General features: G+C 68.3%; 1 protein-coding gene. It reads left to right on the top strand.

All coding sequences use genetic code 11. The features are described from left to right. Nucleotides 1-24 precede the first annotated feature (24 nt). A partial coding sequence (locus tag F8M74_RS36845) for a non-ribosomal peptide synthetase (RefSeq protein WP_256368048.1) occupies nucleotides 25-5,917 on the top strand: 5,893 nt, incomplete at its 3' end.

Raw genomic sequence — 5,917 nt, 5'->3', positions numbered from 1 at the left:
GAGTTGTACGTGGGAGGGGACGGGTTGGCGGAAGGGTACGTGGGGAGGCCGGAGTGGACGGCGGAGCGCTTCGTGCCGTCGCCGTTTGGGGATGGGGAGCGGGTGTACCGGACAGGGGACGAGGTGAGGTGGCAGGAGAATGGGCTGCTGGAGTTTCTGGGGCGTCGGGACGCGCAGGTGAAGGTGAGGGGGTACCGGGTTGAGTTGGGGGAGGTGGAGGAGGCGCTGAAGCAGCACGCGCAGGTGAAGGAAGCGGCAGCGGTGGTGAGGGGAGAGGGGCAGGAGAAGCGGGTGGAGGCGTACGTGGTGGCGCCGGGAGGAGAGGGGGTGGCGCTGAAGGAGTACGTGAGGCAGAAGCTGCCGGAGTACATGGTGCCGTCGGTGGTGGTAGTGCTGGATGCACTGCCGCTGACGCCCAACGGAAAGATCGACCGCAAGGCACTGTTGGCCTCCGAAGCGGGTCCTTCCGAGCCGCGTCAGCACATCGAGCCGCGTACGGTCACCGAGCAGCGGCTGAGCATCATCTGGTGTGAAGTGCTGGGCATCGAGCGGGTGAGCGCGGACGCTGACTTCTTCGAGTTGGGCGGGCACTCGTTGCTGGCCACGCAGCTCATCGCGCACATCCGCTCCGCCTTCGGCGTGGAGTTGCCCCTGCGCACGCTCTTCGCGTCACCTGCTCTCGAAGGGCTCGCGCTGCGAATCGAGGAGTCGGCGCGGGACGCGGCGGCGCCGAGCATGCCAGCGCTGACCCGGGTACCTCGCATGGGCGCATTGCCCGTGTCGTTCGCCCAGCAGCGGCTCTGGTTCATCGACCAGCTCCACCCGGGCAGTGCCAGCTACAACGTCCCCATCGTCCTCCGGATCGAGGGCTCACTCGATGTGGACGCGTTGCAGCGTGCGTTCTCCGCGCTGGTGGCGCGCCATGAGTCGCTGCGCACCACGTTTGCCTCCCACGAGGGTCAGCCTGTCCAGGTCATCCATCCGGCCATGGACGTCCAACTCGCCTTCGAGGACTTGAGCGCGCTGCCGGAAGAGGAACGCGAGGCCGAATTCCGCGCGCGTGCGACGCGAACAGCCCTGAGACCGTTTCATCTGGAGCGCGGCCCCCTGGTGCGCGTGGGGCTGTCGCGGCTGTCGCCGGACGTGCACGCGCTGGTGCTGGTGCTGCATCACATCGTCTCGGATGGCTGGTCGCTGGGCGTGCTGGTCCGCGAGGTGGGCGCGCTCTATGCGGCCTTCCTCGAAGGACGGTCTCCCGGGTTGCCGGAGCTGCCCGTGCAGTACGCGGACTACGCGGTGTGGCAGCGGCAATGGCTGAGCGGGGCCGTGTTGGAGACACAGCTCGACTGGTGGCGGCAGCAGCTGTCTGGCGCGCCTCCTCATTTGGAGCTGCCCACCGACAAGCCCAGGCCGGCGACGTTGTCGCACCGCGGGGCATGGGTGCCGGTGCGGTTGCCACGGCCGATGAGCGACGCCGTGACGGCGCTGGCCCATGCGGAGGGAGCCACGCCCTTCATGGTGCTGCTGGCGGCCTTCCAGCTCCTGCTGTCGCGCTACTCGGGGCAGGAGGACGTGCTGGTGGGCTCGCCCATCGCGGGTCGCCGGTACGAAGAGACGGAGGGGCTCATCGGCTTCTTCGTCAACACCCTGGTCCTCCGCGCTCAGGTCCAGCCCCATGCCACCTTCCGCGAACTGCTGGCGCAGGTGCGTGAGCGCACACTGGGGGCGTACGAGCATCAGGATCTTCCCTTCGAAAAGCTCGTGGAGCATCTGCAACCCGAGCGGAACCTGGGGCGCAGCGCGCTCTTCCAGGTCCTCTTCGTGTTGCAGAACGCCCCGGTGGGGCCGTTGGCGCTGCCCGCGCTGACCGTGAAGCCGATGGGGTTGATTGACAAGGAGGCGGCCCGCTTCGAGCTTTCGTTGAGCCTGGGGGAGACGCCACGGGGTTTCGAGGGCTTGCTCCAGTTCAGCACCGACCTCTTCACGGCGGCCACGGCGGAGCGGATGGTGTTCCACCTGGAGCAGGTGCTGAAGGCCGTCACCACGCGGCCCGAATCGCCCCTCTCCGAGATACCGCTGCTGACCGATGCCGAGCGTCATCAGGTGCTGGTGGAGTGGAACGGTTCGGCAACGGCTTTCCGGTGGGAGGCTGTCCACCGGCGCGTCGCGCACCACGCGGAGCGGACGCCGGAGGCGCCCGCGGTGCGGTGCGAGGTGCGGGAGCTGACGTACCGCCAGTTGGAGGCGCAGGCCAACCAAGTGGCGCACCAGTTGAGGGGAATGGGGGTGGGCGCGGAAGTGCCAGTGGCGCTGTGCCTTGAGCGGGGCGTGGAGTGGGTGGTGGCGATGCTGGGGATCCTGAAGGCGGGAGGCGCCTACGTGCCGCTGGACCCCGCGCAGCCTGTGTCCCGTCTGCGCGCGCTGGTGGAAGAAGTGGCCGCGCCGGTGGTGGTGACGCAGGCGCGGCACGCGCCGACGTTCGAGGGGATGTCGGCGCGCCGGGTGGAGATGGATGGAGACTCGGCGCGGCTCGAGGCGCAGCCGACGGAAGCACCGCGGGTAGAGGTGCAACCCGAGCAACTGGCGTACGTGCTGTTCACATCGGGAAGCACGGGGCGACCCAAGGGCGTGGCTGTCACACACGGACAGCTTGCCAACTACGTGGAAGCGGCGAATGCGCGGCTGGGGTTGGCGGAGTGCACACGCTTCGCGCTGGTGTCGACGTTGGCGGCGGACCTGGGAAACACGGTGCTGTACGCGGCGCTGTGGACGGGTGGACTGCTGCATGTGCTGACGCAGGAGAGGGCAAGCAGTGCGGCGGGAGTGGAGGAGTACTTCCAGCGGCATGGGGTGGAGTGTTTGAAGGTCGTGCCCTCGCACCTCGCGGCGCTGATGAGTGGCGCCGCGCCCGGGCAGGTGTTGCCGACAAAGCGGCTGGTGGTGGGAGGAGAGGCGGCCTCGTGGAGCCTGCTGGAGCAGGTGGCGACGTTGGCGCCCGGGTGCGAGGTGCACAACCACTACGGCCCGACGGAGACGACGGTGGGCGTGCTGGCGGGGCGAGTGGAGCTGCCGCGTCGAGCGGAGTCACCCGCGGCGGTGCCGCTGGGACGGCCGATGGGCAACACGCGGGTGTACGTACTGGATGGGAGCCTGCGTCCTGTGCCGGTGGGAGTGGGGGGAGAGCTGTACGTGGGAGGGGCGCAGGTCACGCGAGGGTATGTGGGGCGCCCGGAGTTGACGGCGGAGCGGTACGTGCCGGACCCGTACAGTGGGGTGGCTGGAGCGAGGATGTACCGCACGGGGGATAAGGTGCGGTGGTTGGGGGATGGGCGACTGGAGTTCATCGGGCGGACGGACTTCCAGGTGAAGGTGAGAGGGTTCCGGGTAGAGCCCGGAGAAGTGGCGGCGGTGCTCAGAGCGCATCCCGACGTCCAGGACGCGGTGGTGGTCGCGCGAGAAGAGGTGCCTGGAGATAAACGGCTGGTGGGCTACGCCGTTCGTGTGGTCCGGGCTGCTCCGGACATCGCGGCCCTCAGGGCCTTCCTCCAGCAGCGGCTTCCTGGGCACATGGTGCCGTCGGCGCTGGTGGTGCTGGACGCCCTGCCGCTGACACCCAATGGCAAGGTGGACTGGCGCGCGCTGCCCGTGCCGGACGTGTCGGCGCGTGGCTCGGCTCCCGCCTATGAGGCGCCGGCTTCCCCCATGGAAGCGTCGTTGGCCGCTGTCTGGGCCCACGTCTTGCGGATGGAGCGGGTGGGCCGGGAGGACGACTTCTTCGCGTCGGGTGGACATTCGCTACTGGCCACGCAGGTGGTGGCGCGTGTGCGTGCGGTCCTGGGCGTAGAGGTCCCACTACGCGCCCTCTTCGAGGCCCCTACATTGAGGTCCTTTGCCCAGCAGGTGGAGCAGGCGACTCGAAGCCAGACGCTGCCCGCGCTGCGTCCGATGCCTCGGGGGGATCGGGTGCCGCTGTCATTCGCGCAGCAGCGACTGTGGTTCCTGGATCAGCTGAAGCCGGGCGGCACCGAGTACAACGTACCGTATGTGCTGCGGGTGGAGGGCCCCCTGGATGTGTCTGTCCTGGAGCGAGCCTTCTCGGAGCTGGTGCGCCGTCATGAAGTCCTGCGTACGGCCTTCCCGGATGAGGGCGGAGCACCTGTCCAGTGCATTGCTTCGCCATCGCCGTTCCACCTCTCCGTGGTGGAGCTGGGCGCCCAGGATGAGTCCGAGGTGCGGCACCGGGTGCGCGCGGAAGTCGACCGCTCATTCGAGCTCGCGCGTGGTCCGCTGCTACGCCCCCTGCTGTTGAAGCAGTCCGAGCAGGCGCACGTCCTCGTGCTGCTGTTGCATCACATTGTCTCGGACGGCTGGTCCGCGAGCGTGCTGCTTCGGGAGTTGGCGGCGCTCTATGACGCTTTCTCGCAAGGGCTGCCGTCACCATTGCCGGAGCTGCCCGTGCAGTACGCGGACTACGCGCTCTGGCAGCGCGAGTGGTTGAAGGACGAGGTGTTGGAAGCGCAGGTCCGCTACTGGCGCGAGGCACTGGCGGGTGCGCCGCGATTCCTGGACCTCCCCACGGACAGGCCTCGCCCCGCGGCGCAGACCTTTCGAGGCGGAGTCCAGCGGCAGATGTGGCCGAAGGCGCTGTGGCAGCAAGTGGAGGCGACCGCGCGGCGAGAAGGGGCCACGCCGTTCATGGTGCTGCTGGCGGCGTATCAGACCGTGTTGTGGCGGCTCTCGGGGCAGGACGACATCAGCGTGGGCTTCCCCATCGCGGGGCGCACGCAGGCGGAGACGGAGGGGCTCATCGGCAACTTCGCCAATACCCTGGTGCTGAGGGCTCGCGTACGTCCCGAGCTTTCCTTCCGGGATATGTTGGCGCAGGTACGTGAGGTGACCCTGGGCGCCTACGCGCACCAGGACGTCCCCTTCGAGAAGCTGGTGGAGGCATTGCAGCCGGAGCGGGACCTGAGTCGCAGCCCGTTGTTTCAAGTCTCCCTGACACTTCAGAACACGCCTGCGCCCGAAGTGAAGCTGCGACAGGGATTGTCGCTGACGGTGATGGACGCGCGGATTCAGACGTCGAAGTTCGACCTGTCGATGTTCGTCGTCGAGCTGCCGGAAGGTGCCGCCGCGTCAGTCAATTACAACAGCGACCTGTTCGAGGCGAAGACGGCGGAGCGGCTGCTGAAGCAGGTGTCGGTGCTGCTGGAGGCCGCCGTCGCGAATCCGGAGACGCGCCTGGGCGAGCTGTCGTTGATGTCGGGGGAGGAGCGGCGCGTCCTGGTGGAGGAGTGGAGCAGGCGGCGAGAGGAGTACCCGAGGGACGCATCGCTGGCGGAGCTGTTTGAAGCGCAGGTGGAGAGGACACCGGGCGCGGTGGCAGTGGAGTGGGCAGGGCAGCAGGTGAGTTACGAGGCGTTGAATCGCCGAGCGAACCAGTTGGCGCACCACCTGAGGGGAATGGGAGTGGGCCCCGAAGTACGAGTGGGATTGTGCGTGGAGCGCTCGTTGGAGTGGGTGGTGAGCGCGCTGGGGATTCTGAAGGCGGGAGGCGTGTACGTGCCGCTGGACGCGAGCTACCCGCTGGAGCGGCTGGGGTGGATGAAGAGGGAGGCGGGGGTGGCGCTGCTGGTGGCGCAGGAGAAGCTGGCGGACGAAGTGGCGTCGGGTGGCGAGTTGGTGGTGTGCGTGGACACAGAGTGGGACACGCAGATTGCCAGGCAGCCGGAGACAAACCCGGAGGCGCGAGTAGGAGGGGGCAACCTGGCGTACGTGATGTTTACGTCGGGAAGCACGGGGAAGCCGAAGGGGGTGGCGGTGCCGCAGCGAGCGGTGACGCGGCTGGTGTTGGGAGGGGGTGTGGCGGACTTCGGGCCGGAGGAGGTGTGGCTGCAAATGGCGCCGACGGGCTTCG

The organism is Myxococcus sp. CA023, assembly GCF_010998615.1.
In the GTDB taxonomy this organism is placed as follows: domain Bacteria; phylum Myxococcota; class Myxococcia; order Myxococcales; family Myxococcaceae; genus Myxococcus.
The sequence above is the reverse complement of the archived record's forward strand: the minus strand, read 5'-3'. Positions and strand labels throughout refer to the sequence as shown.